Origin of the sequence: Tardiphaga sp. 866_E4_N1_4 (genome assembly GCF_052076075.1) — a bacterium.
In the GTDB taxonomy this organism is placed as follows: domain Bacteria; phylum Pseudomonadota; class Alphaproteobacteria; order Rhizobiales; family Xanthobacteraceae; genus Tardiphaga; species Tardiphaga robiniae.
On the sequence record NZ_CP197242.1, the window covers coordinates 1 to 20,394 of the forward strand.

A 20,394-nucleotide genomic window follows, 5' to 3' on the forward strand; every position below is an offset into this window, starting at 1 on the left:
CGAGGCGGCCGACATTGACGATGCGTCCCATCACTTTCGTGGCTTTCAGGTTCTGGTTGGCGACGGGCCCTGAGATCTGGTCGACGATCAGATCGACGCCGTCGCCGTCCGTGGCCTTGAGCACCTGATCGACCCAGCCGGCATCCTTCGAATCGATGGCGAGGTCGGCGCCAAAATCCTTCAGCCGGGCGCGACGTGCGGCGTCGGTCGATGAGCCGATCACCGTCTTTGCGCCCTTGAGCCTGGCGATCTGCAGCGCCATCAGGCCGACGCCGGAGCTGGCGCCCTGGATCAGGACCGATTGGCCGGGCTGCAGTCCGCCATTGGTCATGAGCGCATTGTGCATCGTGGTGATGGCGACGGGCAGGGTGCAGGCATCCTCGAAACTCATGCTGGCTGGCATGTGGAACAGCCGGCCGTGATCGGTCACGGCGAATTCGGCAAAGGCCGCACCGCCGGACCCCATCACGCGATCCCCGACTTTGACGTCCTTGGCCTCCGGGCCGAGTTCGGCGATCTCACCGGCCCATTCCATTCCCAGCACCGTACCGACGCCGCCGGCAGCACCGTGGACATGGCCTTTGGTCATGCCGAGGTCGGCGCGGTTGAGGCCGCAGGCTTTCACCTTGACCAGCACCTGCGTGCCGGTGGGCGAGGGCTTCGGGGCATCACCGATCGCAGCGCCATTGGCGCCGTAGACATAAGCTTTCATGGCTCTGCTTTCCGTTCCGTCTATTCAGCGGCTTGGCGCTGGCTGCCATCAAGCATGGCTTCGAAGCGTGCGCGAATAATCGTCTCGGCATCATGCATGATGCGCGACACGAGTTCCTGGCAGCTCGGGATGTCGTGGATCAGGCCCTGGACCTGGCCGGCCGACCAGATGCCGTCTTCGGCATCGCCGTGCGAATAGACCAGCTTGCCGCGGGCGCCGGCGACAAGTTCCTTGATCTGCTCAAAAGTGGCGCCTTCCTTCTCCATGGCGACGACCTGTTTGCTCACCGCGTTCCTGGCGACGCGCGAGGTGTTGCGCATGGTGCGGAAGATCAGGTCGGTCTCGCGCTCGTCATTGGCGACGATGCGCTCCTTCACCAGCTGATGGATCGGGCTTTCCTTGGTGCACATGAAGCGCGTGCCCATGTTGATGCCCTCGGCACCAAGCGCCAGCGCGGCGACAAGGCCGCGGCCGTCGCCGAAGCCGCCCGAGGCGATCATCGGGATCCTGATCTTGTCGGCCGCGGCCGGGATCAGGATCAGGCCAGGAGTGTCGTCCTCGCCGGGATGGCCGGCGCATTCGAAGCCGTCGATGGAGATCGCATCGACGCCCATGCGCTCGGCGGAAAGGCCGTGGCGCACGCTGGTGCATTTATGGATGACCTTGATGCCGTGCTTCTTGAATTCGGTGACGTGTTCCTGCGGCTTGTTGCCGGCAGTCTCGACCACCTTGATGCCGGCCTCGATGATGGCCTGGCGATATTCCGCATAGGGTGGCGGCTTGATGGTTGGCAGAATGGTCAGGTTCACGCCGAACGGCTTGTCGGTCATGTCGCGGCAGCGCGCGATTTCCTTGGTGAGGTCTTCCGGCGTCGGCTGGGTCAGTGCGGTGATCAGGCCGAGCGCGCCGGCATTGGCCACTGCGGCGACGAGCTCGGCGCGGCCGACCCACTGCATGCCGCCCTGGACGATCGGGTGTTCGACACCCACGAGCTCGGTAAAGCGCGTCTTGATCATGATGGTCCTCTTGTTTCCCCGGAGACGCGCTTGGCGCCGAATGGTTCTTGCTTGTTCGGGGCGAAGGATGCCGGTGGGGCGCAGCAATGTCTACCGCCACGGGATACGGCCCCATGCGCCGCCGATGCAGGTCTGATGCGTGGGGCGTGCCGTCGTGATCGCTGGAACTCGCGGCGCGAACATGCTTTTCTCCCGCGCATGACCGAGCCGACCCCGCAACAGATCGAACAACTCACGCGCGCCTTCGAACGTTTTACGCGCAAATTCAAAGTCGCGGAGGCAGCCGCTGCCGCCGACAACGCGCTCAATGCGCTCGACGCGCAGACGCTGGTGTTTGTCGGTGACAATCCCGGCTGCTTGATAGGCGACGTCGCCCGCTATCTCAATGTCGCCATGACCACCATGTCCTCTGCCATCGACCGGCTCGTCAAAAAGGCCCTGGTCGAGCGTCGCCGGCCCGAAGACAATCGCCGGTCCGTGGCGTTGACCGCGACCGAGAAGGGCAAGCAGGTGGTGGAAGAACAGGTCGCCGGCTATCGCGCGGCCTGTCAGATGATGCTGCGGTCACTCGACCCGATCGAGCGTAACGAATTGATCCGGTTGACGGAAAAAATCGCTGACAACGAAACTTGAACATTACGAAGTTCGTAATATCTTGAGCGTGCCGCCGGCCGTAAGCCGGTTCCTGACGGAGGCGCTCATGGCCATCGCCATCAATGGTACGGACTACTCGTTGCCCGACGATCCCCGGGTTTCGCTGCTCGACCTTCTGCGTGAACGGATCGGCCTAACCGGCACCAAGCTGGGCTGCAATCAGGGCGCCTGCGGCGCCTGCACCGTCATTCTCGATGGCGAGCGGGTGCTGTCCTGTCTGACACTTGCGGTGCAGGCGGACGGGAGCGCGGTAACCACCATCGAAGGCCTGAGCAAGCGGGGTGACATGCATCCCCTGCAGCGCGCATTCATCGAGCACGATGGCTTGCAGTGCGGCTATTGCACGCCCGGGCAGATCTGCTCGGCGGTCGCGATGCTCGGCGAGATGCGCCGCGGCGATCCCAGTTATGTCACCGCCGATCTCGTTGCAGGGCTGGGCAGCACCACCCGCGAAGAAATCCGCGAGCGCATGAGCGGCAATCTGTGCCGCTGTGGCGCCCATCACGGCATTGTCGAAGCGATCGAAGAACAGCTGGTTGGAGACGCCGCATGACGCCGTTCGATTATAGGCGCGCCGCCGACCAGACTGAAGCCCTGTCGCTCGCTGCAGCCGGCCACTGCCGCTTTCTCGGCGGTGGCACCAATCTCGTCGATCTGATGCGGCAGAATATCGAAGCGCCCGCGGCGCTGGTCGATGTCAGCCGATTGCCTGCTACTATCGATGTGACCTCCGAAGGCGGCCTGATCATCGGCGCCGCCGTTCGCAACAGCGCGCTGGCCGCGCATCCCGTCGTGCGTGCGCATTATCCGATGCTGTCCCGCGCGCTGCTGGCCGGCGCGTCGGCACAAATCCGCAACATGGCCACCGTCGGCGGCAACCTGATGCAACGAACGCGCTGCTCGTATTTTTACGACGCTGCGGGATCACGATGCAATAAACGTGATCCCGGAGCCGGCTGCGATGCCATCGACGGCCTCAGCCGCAATCATGCGATCCTCGGCACTTCCGAGCATTGTATCGCGACGCTTCCGTCGGACATGTGCGTGGCGCTCGCGGCGCTGGATGCAATCGTGCATCTTGATGGCCCAATGGGCCCACGCAGCGTGCCGCTGCTGGATTTCCATCAACTGCCGGGGACGACGCCGCACATCGAGACCGTTTTGCGGCCCGGCGAGCTGATCACCGCAATCGCGATATCCCCCAGCGCTGCCGCAGCCAATTCGCGCTATCGCAAGGTCCGCGATCGTTCGAGCTACGCTTTCGCGCTGGTGTCCGTCGCCGCGGGGCTGGATGTCGCCGACGGCCGGATCAGGGACGTACGGATTGCTCTGGGCGGTATCGCCGCAAAGCCATGGCGCGCTTTGCAGGCCGAAGACGTCCTGCGCGGCGAGGCGCCGACCCGGGAGAACCTTCTGCGCGCCGCTGATGTCGAACTCGCTGCGGCTAAACCCACCGAAGCCAACGCTTTCAAGATCGAACTCGCAAAGCGAACCATGGCCGCCGTTCTCGGCGATCTGACAGGAGCAGGCGCATGAGCAAGCTGCAAAACGCGATCGTCGGTGGTGTTCGCACGGCGATGGGCTATGTGCCATCGAGCTGGCTGCCGGGCGGCACGCGCGATCCGCTGATCGATAAGCGCGTCACCCTCGGCACGCAGCAGTCGCGGGTCGATGGTCCCGACAAAGTGCAGGGCGTTGCACGCTTTGCTGCGGAAGTGCGAATGGACGGGCTGGTCTATGCAGCCTGCGTGCATTCGACCATCGCGCGCGGCAAGATCACCGAACTCGATCTTGCTGCCGCGGAAGCCGCACCGGGCGTGGTGTTGGTGATGACCCATCGCAATGCGCCGAAACTGGCGCTGCCGCCGCCGATCGGCATGACCAATCTCAAGGCCGCAGGAAACAACATTCTCCCGATCATGCAGGATGCAGACATCCGCTGGAACGGGCAGACGGTCGCTCTGGTGCTGGCCGAGACCCAGGAGCAGGCGAACCATGCGGCGTCGCTTATTGTGGTTCGTTACGAGCAAGCTGCCGCACGCACCCGGTTCGAGGATGCCAAGGCTGACGCGACGACGCCGGACTCGCTGATGATCGAACGCAACCGGCTGAAGCGCGGCGATACGGACGCGGCATTTCGAAATGCCGTGGGCAGTGTCGATGCGGTCTATCGGACGCCCTGGCATAATCACAATCCGATCGAGCCCAATGCCGCGACGATTACCTGGCAAGGCGACCGCCTGATCGTGCATGACGCGACGCAGATGCTCAATGGCACCGCGGGTTCGCTCGCCAAAGTGTTCGGCATCAAGGATACGCAGGTCTTTGTCAGCTCCCCCTTCGTCGGCGGCGCTTTCGGTGGCAAGGCGCTGTGGGATCACCAGATACTGGGCGCTGCAGCATCGAAACTCGCGGGCCGGCCGGTGCGGATCGCATTGTCGCGTGCCAGCATGCATCGATTGATCGGCGGCCGGAGCCAGACCGAGCAGCGCGTGGCGCTGGCCGCCGATGCGACCGGAAAGCTGAAGGCACTGTTGCATCAAGGTTTCTCCGTCAAACCCCCGCATAGCGTCTGCGACGAGGCCTTCACCCTGTCAGGCCGCTCGCTTTATGAATCGGAGAGCTACGATATCGTGCAGCACACGCTCGATCTCGATCTGCTGGCCAACACATTCATGCGCGCGCCCGGCGAGGCGGTCGGCACCTTTGCCATCGAGAGCGCGATGGACGAGCTCGCGCATGATCTCGGCATCGATCCGATCGCATTGAGGCTGCGCAATATCGGCGATACCGATCCGGTCAGCGGTGCGCCGCATTCCCAAAGTGACCTGACGCTGGCCTATGAGCTCGGCGCGAAAAAGTTCGATTGGGATCGCCGCGCGGCGACACCAAAGTCGCGTCAGGACGGCGAATGGCTGATCGGCATGGGCTGTGCCACCGGCTCTTTCCCCTATGTGCGCATGCCTGGCATGTCGGCGCGAATCACGATCGACAGCAATGGCCACGCCACGGTGTCGAGTGCCGCGCATGAGATGGGCATGGGCACTGCGACGGTGCAGCGACAGCATGCTGCGGATCGTCTCGGTTTGCCGCTCGATCACGTCACCGTGCGGATCGGCGACACCGATCTGCCTTTCGGCAGCTTTGCGGGCGGCTCATCGCAGACAGCTTCGCTCGGCGCCGCGATCAACGCGGCCAGCGTGAAACTGGCCGGAGATCTGCTGCGGCTGGCTGGTAACGACACGCCGCTGGCGGGATTGCGGGCGAACGAGATCGAATTCGCCAATCACGGCCTCCGCAAGATCGGCGAGCCATCGCGCTACGAGAGCTTCGCGTCGATCCTCGAGCGCGCGTCGCGCAGCGAGATCAGCGCGATGGGAGAGAGCGGGGCACCGCTCGAAATCCTGAAATTCTCCATGCACAGCCGATCGGCCATCTTTTGTGAACTCCGCGTTAGCGAGGTGACCGGCGAGGTCCGGGTCACCCGTCTTGTTGGAGCGTTCGATTGCGGCCGCATCCTCAATCCCAAGACGGCGACCAGCCAGTTTCGCGGCGGCATGATCATGGGGCTTGGTATGGCGCTCACCGAAGAGACGCTACTCGACAAACGTAACGGGCGGATCATGAGTGCGTCGATGACGGACTATCACGTGCCCGTACATCTCGACGTGCCGGAGATCGATGTGTTGTGGACCGACATTCCGGACCCTCGCACGCCGATGGGGGCGCGCGGGATCGGCGAGATCGGCATCGCCGGTGTTGCCGCCGCCATCGCCAATGCTGTGTTCAACGCGACCGGAAAACGCGTCCGCGATCTGCCGCTGACGCCGGACAAGCTGCTCAGCGATTGAAGGATCGCCCGCAGCGCGGACAAGGCAAAAGAACTGGCATCACGGACCGCTGGCGGTCCGTGTCGATACCGGTATGAAACGCGAAGTGAGCTTGAGGCTAGGCCTCAGGCGACCGCTGCATGCGCTTGCGGTGCATCCTCATGGTCGAGCGCCCTGCTGATGTCGCGGATGCTGATCACACCGATCAGCGTGTGATCGTCGATGACCGGGACGTGCCGAATGTGATGCTTGTTCATCAGGTGTCGCACATGTTCGAGCGTGTCGGTCGAGTGGCAGGAAATCAATTCCTGGACCGAGATCATATCCGAGACCTTGCGATTGACGCCGGCGGCGCCGTGTTCGGCGATCGCGCGCACCACGTCGCGTTCCGAGAACATGCCGACAGCGGTGTTGCCCTCGGTGCGGCACACGTCCTTCACGACCAGTGCGCTGATATTGCCCGTCCGGAGCAACTGCGCCGCGATGGCGACGGTCTCGTTCATGCGGACAGTGGCGATACGGGTGCTCTTCCTACGCAGGATATCTCCGACTTGCATGGCAATAACCTCCCTTGGCTGATCGGCTGAGGATCGATCTTGTAGGCGCAAGATTGGTATACGGTATGCCAGTTGTCAACGCGGAAACGAGGATATCGAAGCCCGGTGGTCAAGAAAGAAAGTCAGTATTTCTGACGTTTATTGCTGCGTGGCGCGTGTTTTTCGACGTGCTTCTATCGCACCCGCGAATCCAGTTGGAGGTCTGGCATGCCAATTGGGCATGAAAGAAGGGGCGCACTCGCGTGCGACCCTTCTCGGCATAGCCCGATCGATCAGGCGGTTTTGGCGCTCTGCGGTGCCGCTTCCGTCACCACAGGTTCGCTTCCCAGAATGAATGCGCGCCGCATCGGCTTGATGACGAACAAAGCGAGCAATGCAGCCGTGGCATTGAGTGCAACGGCGATCACAAACACGGCCTGCCATCCATAGCTCGCTGCAATCAGGCTCGCGAGCGGTACCAACAATGCCGCCGTGCCCTTTGCGGTGTAGAGCATGCCGTTATTCGTCGCGGCATATTTTGCACCGAACGTATCGCCTGATGTTGCCGGGAACAAACTGTAGATCTCACCGAACACGCCGAAATAGACCGCAGTCGCCAGTACGAAGACGAGTGGGTTGTGGCCATAGGCCGACAGCGTCAGCAGCATCAGCGCGGCGGTGCCGAAGGCGATGAACATGGTGTGTTCACGACCGATCTGATCCGACAACCAACCGAAGAGCGGGCGGCCGAACCCGTCAAAGATGCGATCGAGCGAAATGGCGAAGGTCAGTGCTGCCATCTGGAAGCCGGCTAATGTCACCGGAGAATTCGCAATATTGTAGTCATGCGCGATGGGCGCGATCTGCGCTGCGGTCATCAAGCCACCGGCGGCGACCATCACGAAGACCAGATACATGACCCAGAAGATCGGGCTGCGCAGGACTTGCGGCGGCGTGAAATCCGTCTTTGTCTGCGGCAGATTGAGTTGTTTCCTCGTTACCGGCACGGCCTGCCCAGGCGGACGCATGAAGAAGGCGAGCATGAACACGATCACGCCCTGGCCGATGCCGAAGGTGAAGAAGGCGTGCTGATAGCCGCTCTCGGCAATCATATGCGCAATCGGAACGACGGTGATCGCAGCGCCAGCGCCGAAGCCTGCCGCCGTGGCGCCCGCAGCGAGGCCGCGGCGATCGGGAAACCACTTCAGAGCATTGCCGACGCAGGTGCCGTAGACCGAACCGGCGCCGATGCCACCGACGACGGCGCCGGTGTAAAGCATCACCAGTGAGTCCGCATAGGAGTTCAGCACCCAGGCGAGGCTGATCATGGCTCCGCCGAACATGATGACGACGCGGGGACCGTATTTGTCGACGAACCACGCTTCGACCGGCACCAGCCAGGTCTCGACGACGACGAACAGAGTAAAGGCAAGCTGGATCGCGGCGCGACCCCAGTGATACTTGGCGTCGATCGGATCGACGAACAGCGTCCATCCGTATTGCAGATTGGCGATCATCGCCATGCAGACGATGCCCATCACGAGTTGGATCCAGCGGAAGCTGCCGGGTGGGTTGGACGCGGTGGTGAAGTCTGGCTGAGCCATCGTGTTTCCTCCGATGCGCGCTTTTTCCCTTGCGGCGTGGTGTCGCTAAGGTTGTGGCGTATTGCCGCAGGCGTCGCTTGGTCGGAGACTGGTATATTATATTCCACGATGCAAGGTGGTCTTGGCAGATTGTTGCGTGAAGGCGATCACGCCTTGGCGAGCAGCGCATCGCCCACGCAAAACGCGCCCAGCCGGAGCTGAGCGCGTTGTTTTCTTGAGGCTTTTTGCGTTTTTTAGGTCGCCAGCGCCTTGCTGACGACGACCTTACGCCAAGGCTTTAACACCGCAATGGCGAGCAGTGATGCCAGGATATTGGCGCCGGCTGCAATGAGAAAGACGCTGTCCCACGTGCCCGACGACTGCTGCATGTAGTTCGCGACCGGCACCAGAAGTGCTGCCGTCCCCTTTGCCGTATAGAGCAGGCCGGCATTGGTCGTTGCGAACTTGGAGCCGAAGGTATCGGTGCAAGTCGATGGGAAGAGCGAATAGATCTCACCCCAGGCGAAGAACACGAAGCCCGACAACAGCACGAACCACAGCGGATCGTGACCCCACATGTACAGCGCCCAGATGCCGACGCCTTCCATGCCGAAGGCGATGAACATCGTGTTCTCGCGGCCGATCATGTCGGAGATCCAGCCGAAGAACGGGCGTGTCAGGCCGTTGAGTACGCGGTCGATGGTGGCTGCGAAGGTGACCGCCGTCATCGTCATCGCCATCAGCGTGACGGGTACGTTGTCGATCTTCCAGTCGGCCGCAATGGGCTTCAGGTTGGCCGTCACCATCAGGCCGCCGGCGCCGACGATCACGAACATGAAGTACATCAGCCAGAAGATCGGATGGCGGATGACTTCTGTCGGCGCGTAGTTGCGGCGGGTCTGGATAACGTTGGCGTTCTGCGTGACCGCCGGTACCTGTCCAGCCTTTGGTGCGAACAGGAAGAAGGAGAGGATCACGATGATGATGCCTTGCCCGAGACCGAAATACAGAAATGCGGTCTGGAAGCCGGAATCCTGGATCATGGCCTGGATCGGCGCGACCGTGAGGGCGGAGCCGGCACCAAAGCCTGCGGCGGTGATGCCAGCCGCGAGGCCGCGCTTGTCAGGAAACCACTTCAGCGCATTGCCGACGCAGGTGCCGTAGACGCCGCCAGCGCCGATGCCCGCAACGATCATGCCGAGATAGAAGCCGTTGAGCGTTTCCGCCTGTGCATTGATCGCCCAGCCGATGCCGCAGAGGATGCCGCCGATAAGGACGACGAGCTTCGGGCCGTACTTATCGACGAACCATCCTTCGACGGGCACCAGCCAGGTCTCGAACAGAACGAAGAGGGTGAAGGCCCACTGGATCGACGCACGATCCCAGCCGAACTTCTTCTGGATGTCGGGGACGAAGAACGTCCAGCCGTATTGATAGTTGGCGATCATCACCATCGCGCCAACGCCGATGGCGAGTTGTGTCCAGCGGTAGGCATCGCTGACACGTGCGGCAGCTGGCGCCACCCCGTGAACTGCATCAGTCATAGTTCCTCCTAAAGCGCTGTTCTATTGAGAGCTCGACAGCTGCGAAGGATAGTTTGGTATATGATATGCCAACTAACAAGCGAAATCTTGCCAATTTGCCGCTGCAAGTTTCGCATGACTGAATGCTGTACTGCGATACTACAAGACAGCACAAAGTCGGCGGTCCAGACCGCCGGCTTTTGGGTTTAACAGTTATTTGTATCGTTACTTACGCTGCTGCAGTGCGAGTACGCAGCCGGGTGAAGCCGTTCTGGATCACCGACCAGAACAGCGCGATCAGGCCGAGGATCATGATGCTGCTGACCAGTGTGTTCGAGAAGAAGATCCCGAGCGATCCCTGCGACCCCAGCAGCGACTGACGGAAGGCTTCCTCGGCCTTGTCGCCAAGCACAATGGCCAGCACCAGCGGGGCGAGGGGATAGTTACACTTCTTCAGTGCGTAACCGATGATTCCGAATACCAGCATCATCACCACGTCGAAGGTCGAGTTGTGGACGGAGTAAGCTCCGATCGCACAGAGCACCAGGATAAGAGGTGCGATGATGCTGAATGGAACCCGCAGGATTGCTGCGAAGATCGGTACGCAGGTCAGCACGATGATCAGGCCGACGAGGTTGCCGAGATACATCGAGGCGATCAGGCCCCAGACGAACTCCTTCTGCTCGACGAATAGCATCGGGCCAGGCTGCAGGCCCCAGATCAGTAGACCACCAAGAAGCACAGCGGCAGTTGGCGAACCGGGGACGCCGAGTGAGAGCATCGGAAGCAGGGCTGCGGTACCGGCGGCATGCGCGGCCGTTTCCGGAGCGATGACGCCTTCGATCTCGCCTTTGCCGAAATTGTTGCCGTTCTTGGAGACGCGCTTGGCGATGCCGTAACTCATAAAGGACGCGGGTGTTGCGCCTGCCGGCGTAACACCCATCCAGCAGCCGATGACGCAGGAGCGCAGCGACGTCATCCAGTATTGCGGCAGGCTCATCCAGGTACGGAGCACGACGCGAAGATCGATCTTCGCCTTGCCGCCCTGGAAGCGCAGGCCTTCCTCCATCGTGAGGAAGATTTCGCCAAGACCGAACAGGCCGATGACTGCGATCAGGAAGTCGAAGCCATTGAGGAGCTCGGTCGAGCCAAACGTGAGTCGCAGTTGTCCCGTGATTGAATCGAGGCCGACGGCGGCGAGAGCGAAGCCGATCATCATCGCCGCAATGGTCTTGAAGGGCGGCTCCTTACTCAGCCCGACGAAACTGCAGAATGCCAGGAAATAGACCGCGAATTTCTCCGCGGGCCCGAATCGTAAGGCGAAGCCTGCGACCAGCGGCGCGACCAGGGTGATCATGACGACGGCGAACAGTGCGCCAACGAAAGAGGAGGTGAAGGCGGCTGTCAGTGCTTCGGCAGCCTTGCCCTGCTGCGCCATCGGATAGCCGTCGAATGTCGTGGCCACCGACCATGGCTCTCCGGGGATGTTGAACAGGATCGAGGTGATCGCACCTCCGAACAATGCGCCCCAATAGATGCAGGACAGCATGATGATGGCCGATGTCGGCGGCATGCTGAAGGTGAGGGGCAGCAGGATCGCAACGCCATTGGCGCCGCCAAGGCCGGGCAGCACGCCGATGATGACGCCAAGCACGATGCCGAGCACCATCACCGCGATGTTGAATGGCTGCAGCGCGACCGCAAAGCCCTGGAACAGATTAGCAATTTCTTCCATTTCGAGTAGTCCTCAGAAAGAGACCGGCAGACGCAACGGAATTAAAGATCGCGGAAATCAGAGACCGAGCAGATCCTCGAGGGGCCCTTTGGGGAGCGGCACGAGAAACCAGCGTTCAAAGATCAGGTAGGTGACGACAGGCATGCCAAGAGAGATCGCGGCGATGATCGGCCACTCATATTTGCCGAGCCAACGCATGAACCATGCGATGAAGATCATCGACGACACGTAGAGTCCGATGAACGGCAGGACGCCGACATAGATGCCGGTGGGAATGACGACACTGAAGACCTGGCGCAGCTGGCCCCATTCGGCGAACAGGCTGCCGTCGTCCTCGCGCAGCGCGTTCCAAATATTGACGAGGCTGGAGATGATAATGAACAGCCCGATATAGAACGGGAAGAATCCGGCTTTCGGTCCCTCTGCGCCCCAGTTGATGCCGGCCTTGACGCTGCCATAGACGACAATGGCGCCGAACAGGCCGATGACGGTGGTGACGCCGGCTTCGACCGATTTGTGAGACGGGCCTGCGTTGTGAGATTGCTGCGTGGTCATGGACAACTCTGTGTGAGAGATCAGCGTCGATCAGCGTGTTGCATGCGCCGGACCTGATGTGCGATCAGGTCCGGCGTCATGGTGCCCGCGTCAGTTGCCTTGCGCGAGGAAGCCGGCTTCCTTCATAAGCGTCTCGTGGCGCTTCTCTTCGGTGCCAACCCAGCTGGCGTAGTCACCACCGGTCATGAAGGTCGTGTTGAAGGCGCCGCTCTTCATCAGGTCCTGCCACTCAGGCGTCGCGCGGACCTTCTTGAACAGCTCGACATAGTAGTCGATCTGATCCTTGGTTGCTTTCGGCCCCATGAAGATGCCACGCAGCATCACATATTCGATGTCGAGCCCCTGTGACTTGCAGGTCGGAATGTCCTTCCAGCCCTTGCCGTCGGCAACCTGCTCGTCATAGGCCATCGGCTTGCTGTCGAAGACGCAGAGCGGACGCACCTTGCCGCCGCGCCATTGCGCAACAGCTTCGATCGGATTGTTCACGGTTGAATCGACATGCTGGCCAACGAGCTGCACTGCGACTTCACCGCCGCCCTTGTAAGGGATGTAAGTGAACTTGCTGCCGATCGCTTTCTCAACTGCGACCGTGATGATCTGGTCTTCCTGCTTCGAGCCGGTGCCGCCCATCTTGATCGTGCCGGCCGGTGCGGCCTTCACGGCGTCGATATAGTCCTTTACCGTCTTGTACGGTTTGTCGGCATTTACCCACAGCACGAACTCGTCCAGTGCCAGCATCGCGACCGGGGTGAGATCCTTCCAGTTGAAGGGAATGCCGGTGGCGAGCGGTGTCGTGAATAGGTTAGAGAGCGTGATGATGATCTTATGCGGATTGTTGTTCGCCGACTTCACGTCGAGGAAACCTTCACCGCCCGCGCCTCCCGACTTGTTGATGACGACAAGCGGCTGTTTCATCAGACTGTGCTTGGTGATGATGCCCTGAATGGTGCGCGCCATCTGATCGGCGCCGCCGCCGGTGCCCGCGGGAACGATCAATTCGACGGGGCGCGTCGGCTCCCATGCAGCAGATGCCGGGAGAGACGCTCCCAGGCAGAGAATGGATGCAGCGGCGGCTAGCGTGAGACATGAACCTAGGCGTTTCATTGTTTCTCTCCCATTCGTTTTGATAGCGTCGATCGTTCGTCGACTTTGAAATCGTCAGTGCGTGGTTGGGTCTTCCTTCGAATGTCCTGACTGCAGGTGTTCAAACGCGCCCTTGCATGCGCCATATGCGCACGTCAGACTGTCGAGCAACAAAGCGGCTCGCCTGCAAAAAGGATGAGTGGGTCTCGATCGCTCTGTCATGGCGCATGCGGCATCGCGTGCCCGCGAAGGCAGCGCAGCCTTTGTCCTCCCCAGGTATGCTTTCTATTCAGACGTGAAGCATTACCGTTCGCGCATTTTGGTATGCGATATGCCAGGCGGCAAGCGATTAGAGCCGTTAAAAGCCGGGGAGGCTGAAATGTCGCAGGGAGCGCGAGACGTCGCTGCGATGCAACTACACAAACAAAAAAAGGCCCCGGAAATCCGGGGCCAGTCGTCGGGAGGAACGCAGAGAATTTTGCGCGGGCTGGCCGCGCAAAAGTAGTGACGTCGCAGCCTTACAGGCCGAAGCGGGGCAGGTCGCCGTTGCGGGCCGAGATGCGTGCGCTGGCCATCAGCGCGCGATCGAGCGAGGCCATGAAGCGAGCGAAGAAGCTGGTGGATGTCGCGAGGTCGAGAGAAGCAGTCTTCGACATGATTTGATCCTTTGCTGGAGGCCGCCCCGTCTTGGCGGCTCGTCATCTGGGATCAATTTACGTATACCAGATGCCAAGGACAATTGTCTTGTTTGCATGGCAGCATGAGAATTTTGCAGTGCGATATAGATCGATTTGATTCTCTTATTAAAGTTCCGCGTTGACCACCGTAAATGAAAAAGGCCGCCAATCGGCGGCCTTTCGCATGTAATTATCTGAAATAACTGGCGAAATTACTCAGCGGCAACCTTGCGCGGCGGATCGAGCGCGCCTGAATCGTGGATTTCGGCCACTTGATGATCGCTGAAGCCCAGCACCTGCTTGAGGATTTCGTCGGTATGCTCGCCGAGCAGGGGCGAGCGGGTCACTTCGGTAGGGCTTTCCGATAGCTTAATCGGATTACCCACCGACAGATACTTGCCGCGCTCGGGGTGATCGACCTCGACCACGGTGCCGGTCGCACGAAGTGACTGGTCTTCGGCCAGTTCCTTCATGGACAGGATCGGGCCGCACGGGATGTCGTCCTGGTTCAGGATTTCCATCGCCTCGAACTTGGTCTTGGTCATCGTCCACTGTTCGATGCGCGCGAAGATCGCGTTGAGCTTGGGCAGGCGCACCGCCGGCTTGGCATAGGCCGTGTCGGTCTTCCAGGTCGGTTCGCCGATCACGTCGCAGATCTTCTCCCACACCGGCGCCTGAGTGATGAAGTAGATGTAGGCGTTCGGGTCGGTTTCCCAGCCCTTGCACTTCAGGATGCGGCCGGGCTGACCACCGCCGGAGTCGTTGCCGGCGCGGGGCACGGCATCGCCGAACGGAATGCCTTCGCCAAACTGGCTGTATTCCTTGAGCGGACCGTGAGCGAGGCGCTGCTGGTCGCGCAGCTTGACGCGCGACAGGTTGAGCACGCCGTCCTGCATCGCGGCGGTGACCTTCTGGCCCTTGCCGGTTTGCGTGCGCTGATACAGCGCGGTGACGATGCCGAGGGCGAGATGCAGGCCAGTGCCGCTATCGCCGATCTGCGCGCCGGTGACGAGCGGCAGACCATCGCGGAAGCCGGTGGTGGAAGCGGCGCCGCCGGTGCACTGCGCGACGTTCTCATAGACCTTGCAGTCCTCATAGGGACCGGGACCAAACCCCTTGATCGAGGCGACGATCATCTTCGGGTTGATCTGCTGAATCTTTTCGAACGGGAAGCCCATGCGGTCGAGCACGCCGGGTCCGAAGTTCTCGACGAGAACATCGCACTCTTTCATCAGCGCGGTGAGGACTTCCTTGCCCTTCGGGTTCTTGGTGTCGAGGGTGATCGAACGCTTGTTGTGGTTCAGCATGGTGAAATACAGGCTGTCCACATTCGGCACGTCCTGCAATTGGCCGCGGGTGATGTCGCCAACGCCGGGGCGTTCGACCTTGATCACATCGGCGCCAAACCATGCCAGCAACTGCGTGCAGGTCGGGCCAGATTGAACGTGGGTGAAGTCCAGAATGCGAACGCCTTTGAGCGCCTGTGTCATTGTTTTGCTCCCGTAAACTAGTTTTGCCGCCTCGGCATATGAGAAAAGGAGACGGGGTCTCGCGACCCCGCCTGATGTGTTATTTCTTCTTGCTGAGCACACTCTGCGGATTGAGGTTGCCGATGCGGCCGCTCTCGCTGCCGGCCGCCGGATCGATCACCGCATTGATGAGCGTCGGCTTGCCGGAATCCATCGCCGCATTGACGGCGCGCTTGAGTTCGTCGGGCGAGGTCGCGTTCACGCCGATGCCGCCGAAGGCTTCCATCATCTTGTCGTAGCGCGAGCCCTTGACGAAGACCGTCGGTGCCACGTCGGAACCGCCGGTCGGATTGACGTCGGTGCCGCGATAGATGCCGTCATTGTTGAAGACAACGATGCAGACCGGCAGATTGTAGCGGCAGATCGTCTCCACCTCCATGCCGGAGAAACCGAATGCGCTGTCGCCTTCGATCGCGAGGACAGGTTTGCCGGTCTCGACCGCAGCAGCGATGCAATAACCCATGCCGATGCCCATGATGCCCCAGGTGCCGACATCGATACGCTTGCGCGGCTGATACATGTCGACGATGCCGCGGGCGAGGTCGAGCGTGTTGGCGCCTTCATTGACGAGCATTGCGTCGGGGCGTTCGGCAATGATGGTGCGGAGAACGCCGAGCGCGCCGTGGTAATCCATCGGCGAGTTGTTGTTCATCAGCTTTGGCGCCATCTTCGCGACGTTCTCGTCGCGCTTCGTGGTGACGGTCGATGTCCAGTCGGACGATGCCTTCTGCCAGCTCTTGCCCATGCCATCGAGCAGGGCAGTGACGCAGGAGCCGATATCGCCAACGACGGGCGCGACGATCTCGACGTTGGAATCCATTTCCTTCGGCTCGATGTCGATCTGGATGAACTTCTTGGGCGCGCTGCCCCAGGCCTTGCCCTTGCCGTGTGACAGCAGCCAGTTCAGGCGTGCGCCGATCAGCATGACGACGTCGCTGTCTTTCAGGACCGTCGAACGTGCAGCACCCGCACACTGCGGATGGGTGTCAGGCAGAAGACCCTTGGCCATGCTCATGGGCAGGAACGGAATGCCGGATGTCTCGACCAGCGCCTTCACGGCATCGTCGGCCTGCGCATAGGCTGCACCTTTGCCAAGAATGATCAGTGGCTTCTTGGCCGATTTTAGCACGTCGAGCGCGCGCTTGATCGAATCCGGGGCAGGGATCTGCGCCGGCGCGGCGTCGATCACCTTCACGAGCGACTTCTTGCCTGCATCGGCATTCATCACCTGACCGAACAGCTTGGCCGGCAGATCGAGATAGACACCGCCGGGACGACCGGACACCGCGGCGCGGATCGCGCGGGCGAGGCCGATACCGATGTCGGCCGCATGCAGCACGCGGAACGCGGCCTTGCAGAGCGGCTTGGCGATCGCGAGCTGATCCATTTCTTCATAGTCGCCCTGCTGCAGGTCGACGATCTCGCGCTCGGACGAGCCGGAGATCAGGATCATCGGGAAGCAGTTGGTGGTGGCATGGGCCAGCGCCGTAAGGCCGTTGAGGAAGCCGGGTGCCGACACGGTCAAACAGACGCCAGGCTTCTTGGTAAGATAGCCGGCGATCGATGCGGCATAGCCGGCGGCCTGTTCGTGACGGAACGACAGCACCCGGATGCCCTCGGCCTGCGCCATGCGGCCGAAGTCGGTAATTGGAATGCCCGGCACGCCATAGATCGTGTTGAGGCCATTGAGCTTGAGCGCATCGATGATCAGATGGAAGCCATCGGTCAATTCCTGCTCGGCGGCTGCGTTGGTATCGATGCTCTGGACTACTGCGGACATCCCGCTCTCCCTGACTTTTCTTGTGACTGTTGGTCGTTGCTCAATTGGACGTGGTGCGGAGTGGTGAACCGTCGCGAGACGGCGCTTACGTAAACAACTCCTGGCCGTGGGCTTCGACATAAGAAGCCAGACCGAGCGTGTGATCGCGCGCGCGCTTTTCCGCGAGCTCGGTGTTGCGCTCCTCAAGCGCTTCGATGATGGCCAGATGTTCGGGCAGGGACGTCGCGGTACGGTCCGTGCGTCCGATGGTCAGCTGACGATAGCCACGCACATGCAGCAGAATATCGTTGGTCATATCGACCAGCACAGGCGACTCGCTGAGCGAGATCAGTGCCTGGTGGAAAGCGATATTCGCTTTCGAATATTCCTCAACGTGGTCCTGTGGCAGACGGTCCTTGTTGAAGTCCTTGAAAAAGTCGCGCAGCGCCGAGATATCTTTTTTGCGTGCGGTAGTCGTGATCAGACGCGCGGCCATGCTTTCCAGCGCCGCCCAGGCGCGGATCATGTCGACGATCTCGACCTTGGTCTTTCTGACAACGACGATGCCGCGGCGTGGCACAGTCTTTACGAAGCCATCCTGCTCCAGCATCGCAATGGCTTCGCGGATAGGTGTGCGGCTGACACCGAGCCGTTCCGACAGAGCGCGCTCGTCAAGCATCACCGGATCGGGTGAGGTGTAGATGTCCATCTTAAGAATGGCTTCTTTCAAGGCTTCATAGGCCTTGGTCTTGAAGCTGGTCTCCGGTGCAATCCGAACGATCGCAATATCGGCTTCAGACATGACGGACGGCGCCTTGGTTTGTTTTCGCGTGGGCATGAATCATCTCCAGTCGAGATGTCCTACCACAGAAATAACGTCAAGAATTTTTGGCATACCAGATGCCAGGATGTCAAGATGACAGCTATTTCAGCAATTTTGCGCTGCAACGCGCCTTGACAATCAAGTTTCTGGCATACCAAATGCCATCAATCCGTCTATTGGAAAAGACGTGAAGGAGGAAGCCATGTCCCAATCGAATCTTGCCGTCAAAGAAGCAACACCATCGGCGAAACAGGCCGTCCGCAAAGTTCTCGATGCGGTCAAAGCCGACAAGCGCACCAGCCTGACCGCCCCCGAGGGCAAGCTTGTGTGTGACGCATACGGCATTCCCGTGCCGAAAGAAGGCGTGGCCACCTCAGCCGCTGACGCCGCCAAGATGGCAAGCGGCATGGGCTTCCCGGTCGTGATGAAGATCGTCTCGCCGGACATTCTCCACAAGACCGAAGCGGGCGGTGTCATTGTCGGCGTCAAGACCGCCGAAGACGCGCAGAAAGCTTACGACACCATTCTGGCCAATGCCAAGAAGTACAAGGCCGATGCCAAGATAGAAGGTATCCAGGTTCAGCAGATGCTGATGGGCGGCACCGAAGTGATCATCGGTTCGATCACCGATGGTTCGTTCGGCAAGCTGGTGGCCTTCGGCCTCGGCGGCGTGCTCGTCGAAGTGCTGAAGGACGTCACTTTCCGTCTCGCACCCGCGACCAATGATGACGCGCTGTCGATGCTCGATGGCATTCAGGCCGCCGAGATGCTGCACGGCGTGCGCGGCGGCGATCCCGCCAACCGCGAGGCGCTGGCTGACATCATCGTCAAGGTATCGCAGCTCGTCAGCGATTTCCCGGAAATGGTCGAACTCGATCTCAACCCGGTCTTCGCCACCAAGAAAGACGCGATTGCCGCCGACGTGCGCATCGTCGTCGACTTCGACTACAAGCCGCGCCCCGCGCCGCGCTCCAACGCCGAAATCGTCACGGCGATGAACCGCATCATGATGCCAAAGGCCGTCGCTGTGATCGGCGCTTCCGCCGAAGATGGCAAGATCGGCAATTCGGTGATGAAGAACCTCATCAACGGCGGCTACAAGGGCGACATCTACCCGATCCATCCGAAGGCCGAAGAGATCATGGGCCGCAAGGCCTATAAGAGCGTCAAGGATGTCCCGGGCGTGATCGACACCGCGGTATTCGCAATTCCCGCCAAGTTCGTTGCAGGTGCGTTGATCGAATGCGGCGAGAAGAAAATTCCGGGCGCGGTGTTGATCCCATCGGGCTTTGCCGAAGCCAACGAGCCTGCGCTGCAGGAAGAGATTGTCGAAATCGGCAAGAAATACGACGTCCGTCTGATGGGGCCGAATATCTATGGCTTCTATTATACGCCGGCCAATCTCTGCGCGACTTTCTGTACAGCCTACGACGTGAAGGGCTCGGCGGCATTGTCGTCGCAGTCCGGCGGCATCGGCATGGCGATCATCGGCTTCTCGCGCTCTGCCAAGATGGGCGTGTCGGCGATCGTCGGCCTCGGCAACAAGTCGGATATCGATGAGGACGATCTGCTCGCCTTCTTCGAGCAGGATCCGAACACCACGATCATCGCGCAGCACTGCGAGGATCTGAAGGATGGCCGTGCCTTCGCCGAAGCCGCCAAGCGCGTCTCTAAGATCAAGCCGGTTGTCGTCCTCAAGGCAGGCCGTACCTCGGCCGGCGCCAAGGCGGCCTCATCGCATACCGGCGCACTTGCCGGCAACGACAAGATCTATGAAGACGTGCTGAAGCAGTCGGGGGTCATTCGCGCCCGCTCGCTGCGCCAGCTGCTCGAATTCGCCCGTGGCATTCCCGTGCTGCCGACGCCGAAGGGCGAGAACGTGCTGATCATCACCGGTGCCGGTGGGTCGGGCGTGCTGCTGTCCGATGCGGTGGTCGATAACGGCATGTCGCTAATGGCAATGCCGCCGGATCTGGATGCGGCGTTCCGCAAGTTCATCCCGCCGTTCGGCGCCGCCGGCAACCCGGTCGACATCACCGGTGGCGAACCGCCGATCACCTACGTCAACACTGTGAAGCTCGGTCTCACCGATGATCGCATCCACTCGCTGATCCTCGGCTACTGGCACACGATCGTGACGCCGCCAATGGTGTTCGCGCGCAACATGGTCGAGATCAAGAACGAGATGAAGGCCAAGGGCATCGAGAAGCCGATGGTGGCTTCGCTCGCGGGCGACGTGGAAGTCGAGGAAGCCGCCGAATATCTCTACCAGAACGGCATTCCGGCTTACGCTTATTCGACCGAACTCCCGGTCGAGGTGCTCGGTGCCAAGTACAAGTGGGCACGCGGAGCGGGCCTGCTGTAAGCAGCTTCGATCTA

The 20,394-nt window shown here is 61.0% G+C and carries 17 protein-coding genes; 5 read left to right on the forward strand and 12 right to left on the reverse strand.

What is annotated here, in order from left to right; all coding sequences use genetic code 11:
• Both AB8B20_RS00005 and AB8B20_RS00010 read right to left on the reverse strand, forming a co-directional pair.
• Window positions 1-712: quinone oxidoreductase family protein (locus AB8B20_RS00005; protein ID WP_441253316.1), on the reverse strand; the 712-nt coding region annotated here is incomplete at its 3' end.
• Window positions 713-732: 20 nt separating this feature from the next.
• Window positions 733-1,728 carry an NAD(P)H-dependent flavin oxidoreductase gene (locus AB8B20_RS00010; protein WP_439071218.1) on the reverse strand — a complete coding sequence of 332 codons (996 nt, stop codon included), beginning with the start codon at window positions 1,726-1,728 and terminating at the stop codon, window positions 733-735.
• Between AB8B20_RS00010 and AB8B20_RS00015 the strand changes: the two genes are divergently transcribed.
• From AB8B20_RS00015 to AB8B20_RS00030, 4 genes are all read left to right on the forward strand, one after another.
• Complete coding sequence (locus AB8B20_RS00015) at window positions 1,687-2,361, forward strand: MarR family winged helix-turn-helix transcriptional regulator (protein WP_439071219.1); 675 nt, start codon at window positions 1,687-1,689, stop codon at window positions 2,359-2,361. The two genes, AB8B20_RS00010 and AB8B20_RS00015, sit on opposite strands and share 42 nt — an antisense overlap.
• 67 nt (window positions 2,362-2,428) lie before the next feature.
• Complete coding sequence (locus tag AB8B20_RS00020) at window positions 2,429-2,935, forward strand: (2Fe-2S)-binding protein (RefSeq protein WP_439071220.1); 507 nt, start codon at window positions 2,429-2,431, stop codon at window positions 2,933-2,935.
• Window positions 2,932-3,918, forward strand: a complete 987-nt coding sequence (locus tag AB8B20_RS00025; RefSeq protein WP_439071221.1) for an FAD binding domain-containing protein — start codon at window positions 2,932-2,934, stop codon at window positions 3,916-3,918. The genes AB8B20_RS00020 and AB8B20_RS00025 overlap by 4 nt, the downstream gene beginning before the upstream one ends.
• 41 nt (window positions 3,919-3,959) lie before the next feature.
• Window positions 3,960-6,233 carry a xanthine dehydrogenase family protein molybdopterin-binding subunit gene (locus tag AB8B20_RS00030; RefSeq protein ID WP_439073003.1) on the forward strand — a complete coding sequence of 758 codons (2,274 nt, stop codon included), beginning with the start codon at window positions 3,960-3,962 and terminating at the stop codon, window positions 6,231-6,233.
• 104 nt (window positions 6,234-6,337) lie between these two features.
• Here the strand turns inward: AB8B20_RS00030 and AB8B20_RS00035 are convergent, their stop codons facing one another.
• From AB8B20_RS00035 to AB8B20_RS00080, 10 genes are all read right to left on the reverse strand, one after another.
• Window positions 6,338-6,769: a CBS domain-containing protein gene (locus AB8B20_RS00035; RefSeq protein ID WP_089267110.1), complete on the reverse strand. Its 432-nt coding sequence runs from the start codon at window positions 6,767-6,769 to the stop codon at window positions 6,338-6,340.
• Window positions 6,770-7,041: 272 nt separating this feature from the next.
• Window positions 7,042-8,352 (reverse strand): oxalate/formate MFS antiporter, encoded by a 1,311-nt coding sequence (gene oxlT, locus AB8B20_RS00040; RefSeq protein ID WP_439071222.1) that lies wholly within the window; start codon window positions 8,350-8,352, stop codon window positions 7,042-7,044.
• A gap of 233 nt (window positions 8,353-8,585) precedes the next feature.
• Complete coding sequence (gene oxlT / locus AB8B20_RS00045) at window positions 8,586-9,875, reverse strand: oxalate/formate MFS antiporter (protein WP_089267112.1); 1,290 nt, start codon at window positions 9,873-9,875, stop codon at window positions 8,586-8,588.
• 208 nt (window positions 9,876-10,083) lie between these two features.
• A complete protein-coding gene (locus tag AB8B20_RS00050) occupies window positions 10,084-11,589 on the reverse strand; it encodes a tripartite tricarboxylate transporter permease (protein WP_089267113.1) in 1,506 nt (501 codons plus the stop codon).
• Between the two features lie 57 nt (window positions 11,590-11,646).
• Window positions 11,647-12,144, reverse strand: coding sequence for a tripartite tricarboxylate transporter TctB family protein (locus AB8B20_RS00055; RefSeq protein ID WP_439071223.1), 498 nt, complete (start codon window positions 12,142-12,144; stop codon window positions 11,647-11,649).
• Between the two features lie 90 nt (window positions 12,145-12,234).
• The gene (locus AB8B20_RS00060) at window positions 12,235-13,248 is read right to left on the reverse strand and encodes a Bug family tripartite tricarboxylate transporter substrate binding protein (protein ID WP_120290949.1); all 1,014 of its coding nucleotides are present in this window, start codon (window positions 13,246-13,248) and stop codon (window positions 12,235-12,237) included.
• A gap of 497 nt (window positions 13,249-13,745) precedes the next feature.
• On the reverse strand, window positions 13,746-13,883 hold the full coding sequence (locus AB8B20_RS00065) for a hypothetical protein (RefSeq protein ID WP_199712085.1): 138 nt from the start codon (window positions 13,881-13,883) through the stop codon (window positions 13,746-13,748).
• Window positions 13,884-14,116: 233 nt separating this feature from the next.
• A complete protein-coding gene (frc, locus tag AB8B20_RS00070; RefSeq protein ID WP_439071224.1) occupies window positions 14,117-15,394 on the reverse strand; it encodes a formyl-CoA transferase in 1,278 nt (425 codons plus the stop codon).
• A 79-nt stretch (window positions 15,395-15,473) separates the two neighbouring features.
• Entirely contained in the window at window positions 15,474-17,213 is a 1,740-nt protein-coding gene (oxc, locus tag AB8B20_RS00075) for an oxalyl-CoA decarboxylase (protein WP_309944581.1), read from the reverse strand.
• An 85-nt stretch (window positions 17,214-17,298) separates the two neighbouring features.
• Window positions 17,299-18,030, reverse strand: a complete 732-nt coding sequence (locus tag AB8B20_RS00080; RefSeq protein WP_068730533.1) for a GntR family transcriptional regulator — start codon at window positions 18,028-18,030, stop codon at window positions 17,299-17,301.
• Between the two features lie 187 nt (window positions 18,031-18,217).
• Between AB8B20_RS00080 and AB8B20_RS00085 the strand changes: the two genes are divergently transcribed.
• A complete protein-coding gene (locus tag AB8B20_RS00085; RefSeq protein WP_093759141.1) occupies window positions 18,218-20,380 on the forward strand; it encodes an acetate--CoA ligase family protein in 2,163 nt (720 codons plus the stop codon).
• Window positions 20,381-20,394 lie beyond the last annotated feature (14 nt).

Excerpts from the sequence above, each read along its gene's own strand:
- AB8B20_RS00010 (WP_439071218.1), bottom strand. The coding sequence starts at position 1,728 with ATGATCAAGACGCGCTTTACCGAGCTCGTGGGTGTCGAACACCCGATC.
- AB8B20_RS00020 (WP_439071220.1), top strand. The coding sequence starts at position 2,429 with ATGGCCATCGCCATCAATGGTACGGACTACTCGTTGCCCGACGATCCC.
- AB8B20_RS00025 (WP_439071221.1), top strand. The coding sequence starts at position 2,932 with ATGACGCCGTTCGATTATAGGCGCGCCGCCGACCAGACTGAAGCCCTG.
- AB8B20_RS00030 (WP_439073003.1), top strand. The coding sequence starts at position 3,960 with ATGGGCTATGTGCCATCGAGCTGGCTGCCGGGCGGCACGCGCGATCCG.
- AB8B20_RS00035 (WP_089267110.1), bottom strand. The coding sequence starts at position 6,769 with ATGCAAGTCGGAGATATCCTGCGTAGGAAGAGCACCCGTATCGCCACT.
- oxlT (WP_439071222.1), bottom strand. The coding sequence starts at position 8,352 with ATGGCTCAGCCAGACTTCACCACCGCGTCCAACCCACCCGGCAGCTTC.
- oxlT (WP_089267112.1), bottom strand. The coding sequence starts at position 9,875 with ATGACTGATGCAGTTCACGGGGTGGCGCCAGCTGCCGCACGTGTCAGC.
- AB8B20_RS00050 (WP_089267113.1), bottom strand. The coding sequence starts at position 11,589 with ATGGAAGAAATTGCTAATCTGTTCCAGGGCTTTGCGGTCGCGCTGCAG.
- AB8B20_RS00055 (WP_439071223.1), bottom strand. The coding sequence starts at position 12,144 with ATGACCACGCAGCAATCTCACAACGCAGGCCCGTCTCACAAATCGGTC.
- AB8B20_RS00060 (WP_120290949.1), bottom strand. The coding sequence starts at position 13,248 with ATGAAACGCCTAGGTTCATGTCTCACGCTAGCCGCCGCTGCATCCATT.
- AB8B20_RS00065 (WP_199712085.1), bottom strand. The coding sequence starts at position 13,883 with ATGTCGAAGACTGCTTCTCTCGACCTCGCGACATCCACCAGCTTCTTC.
- frc (WP_439071224.1), bottom strand. The coding sequence starts at position 15,394 with ATGACACAGGCGCTCAAAGGCGTTCGCATTCTGGACTTCACCCACGTT.
- oxc (WP_309944581.1), bottom strand. The coding sequence starts at position 17,213 with ATGTCCGCAGTAGTCCAGAGCATCGATACCAACGCAGCCGCCGAGCAG.
- AB8B20_RS00080 (WP_068730533.1), bottom strand. The coding sequence starts at position 18,030 with ATGCCCACGCGAAAACAAACCAAGGCGCCGTCCGTCATGTCTGAAGCC.
- AB8B20_RS00085 (WP_093759141.1), top strand. The coding sequence starts at position 18,218 with ATGTCCCAATCGAATCTTGCCGTCAAAGAAGCAACACCATCGGCGAAA.